Source organism: Streptomyces durbertensis, assembly GCF_014156695.1.
Classification (GTDB): Bacteria; Actinomycetota; Actinomycetes; order Streptomycetales; family Streptomycetaceae; genus Streptomyces; species Streptomyces durbertensis.
This window is the reverse complement of record NZ_WMLF01000634.1, coordinates 1-2,241: the sequence shown is the minus strand read 5'-3', so window position 1 is coordinate 2,241 and position 2,241 is coordinate 1. Positions and strand designations below refer to the sequence as shown.

4 protein-coding genes are annotated in these 2,241 nt (G+C 68.0%); 2 read left to right on the top strand and 2 right to left on the bottom strand.

Annotated features, from left to right (window positions below):
* Window positions 1-402 precede the first annotated feature (402 nt).
* Window positions 403-603, bottom strand: a complete 201-nt coding sequence (locus tag GL263_RS25310; protein ID WP_182858067.1) for a DUF397 domain-containing protein — start codon at window positions 601-603, stop codon at window positions 403-405.
* On the bottom strand, window positions 600-1,430 hold the full coding sequence (locus GL263_RS25305) for a helix-turn-helix domain-containing protein (protein WP_182858066.1): 831 nt from the start codon (window positions 1,428-1,430) through the stop codon (window positions 600-602). The genes GL263_RS25310 and GL263_RS25305 overlap by 4 nt, the downstream gene beginning before the upstream one ends.
* 134 nt (window positions 1,431-1,564) lie before the next feature.
* Here GL263_RS25305 and GL263_RS25300 point away from each other — a divergent pair, with 134 nt between their 5' ends.
* Both GL263_RS25300 and GL263_RS25295 read left to right on the top strand, forming a co-directional pair.
* On the top strand, window positions 1,565-1,759 hold the full coding sequence (locus tag GL263_RS25300; RefSeq protein WP_182858065.1) for a hypothetical protein: 195 nt from the start codon (window positions 1,565-1,567) through the stop codon (window positions 1,757-1,759).
* Window positions 1,760-1,886: 127 nt separating this feature from the next.
* Window positions 1,887-2,126, top strand: coding sequence for a DUF7848 domain-containing protein (locus GL263_RS25295; RefSeq protein ID WP_182858064.1), 240 nt, complete (start codon window positions 1,887-1,889; stop codon window positions 2,124-2,126).
* Window positions 2,127-2,241 lie beyond the last annotated feature (115 nt).

Genomic DNA, 2,241 nt, shown 5'->3' with positions numbered 1-2,241 from the left:
CCACATAGGCGCCCCCCTCCACCTGGCCACCGACCCCACCACGGCGACCACCACCGCCCACCAAGCCGTCACCACCGCCTGGCGCGAGGCCCACCAACGCACCACCGTGGCCGTTTAACGACCCGCGTTCCGCGGTCTTTTCGTGGAGGTCACGGCCCCCACCGGTTGCCGTCACTCGGCCAGTTCAGCACTGCCTGCAACCGGCGGCCGCACCGGCAGCCATCGGCCCCGGCACGTCGGCAACAATGCCGGGGCGCGGAAAGGGACGGCGAGGTGTGCCCCCTGGTCACGGCTCGCACGATGCTCCTCCGCGAGGTCGGAGCGATGTCCCGACCAAGCCCTCGGGAAAACCCCGATGCAAGCGCGCGTAGGGAGGCCATCCGGGCTTTCAACAGCCGCCATTCAGCGGAGACTTGCGACGAAGCTGGACCAGGTGCGGGGTCCGAAGAGCAGATGAGGGCCCTCAGGGCTCTTGCTGTCCCGCACGACTACGACCCCGCAGGTGACGATCGAGGGCGCCCACTCGACGCAGTCGCCACCGTCAGTGTTGCTGTAGCTGGATTTGACCCACTCGATGGCGCTGAGTTCTGCGTGCCCGTTCATTGGGAGAGCCTTCTTCTGACGTCGTGCATGAGCGCCGCCGAGTCGGTCGGCGACAAGGCGTATGCCCGGACTCGATCGTATGCCCGCCTGTAGCTCGCCACATCGACGTCGGTCTCCAGAAGATGACCGTTGCGGATGCTCTCCTCGTAGGCGACAGACGTTCCGTCCCTCAGTTCCAGGATGCTCAGCATGCCACCCATCAGGGCATGCTCGCCGTGCCCGTAGGGCAGGACCTGGATCAGGCAGTGAGAGGTGTCCACGCTCGCCGCCAAGAGCTCAAGCTGCGTGGCCATCACACCCGCACCTCCGACCGGTCGGCAGAGAGCGGACTCGTCCAGCACGGCGGTCAGGTGGGGGCGGGGATCGGCAGTGAGCAAACGTTGGCGACCGATGCGTGCAGCCACCTTCGCCTCAAGCTCGTCCTGGGTCGCGGTTGGGTCACCTACACGAAGGAGCGCTCGCGCATACTCCTCCGTCTGGAGGAGCCCCGGCACGATCTGGCCCGCGTAGTAGGAGATGACACAGGCTCGTTCCTCCAGTTCCATGCGACGCCGGTACTTGTCCGGGTGGGCCTCACGACGGGCGAGCGGATACAAGCGCTGGAAATGGCCATCCGTGTTGAACGCGGCGTCGAGCTGAGCCGGCAGCTCAGGCGGGATCATCTGCTCCGCCGTCTCGATGCGGGACAGATTGCTGCGGCTGGACCGCACGATCTCGGCCAGCCTCTCCAGGCTCATGCCGGCAGCTTCTCGGTACCGGCGCATCTCCGCGCCGAAGAGATGACGGATGCTGCGCTCCGGGGTCAGCTCACGTGGTGGTCGGGCCATGAAGCCCCCTCGTTCTCCCGAGATCAGACTAGGGATTTGAATCCCTTTCAGATGCTACGTGCGTAGGGCAATCCTTGGGGTACGGACAGTGATTTCACCTCGGGTCCATGCCCGCCGGGTCGAAAGCGTCAGCGATGTCGTCAAGCAACAGGAAGGCCGCCAGCGCGGCGGCCACCCGGACCGACCAGCAGTGTGAGGAGTGCGCGCGGCTTCACGCGGAACGCCGCCGGGCCGCCGTTCATCTGGACTGGTCGCAGGTCACGGACTGCGTCGTGCTGCTGCGGCGCCACGCGGAGCTCTGCCCTCGCCCAACGGGAGGCGAGGCGTGAACCGCCCTGTCGAGACGACGGACAAAACGCGGCCTTCCGCGAAGCAACCCGCCGTCGCCGAGGAACTGTCCTGTCGAGTCGAGAAACTGCGGACCGAGGTCCGCGCGCATCTGGAGGAGCTGGCGAAGTGGTCCGAGCGACGTACCGTTTCCGGGAGTACGGCATCGGGCCGGACCGTGAGCCCGACGCCGAACCGATGACCTTCGCGATGCGCTGCGCCGTCTGCGGCCAGCGCGGGCCGACCTGCGAGAGACCGGAGGAGTCGGCGGCGTGGATCACCGCCCACCTGCGGGAGCACCCCCACCATCTCAGCTACCGGGAGACCGTCCGCCGCTCGTACCGGGCGGTGCCGGGAGAGTGGCGGTGAGGGGGGCGGCGCGCCGGGCGCTGGGACGCACGCTACTTCGCTGGGGCCGCCGACTACTGCGGCCGAGCGCGCCCACCACCGCCGGTACCGGTCGGACGCCCCGCCCAGCCGGTAC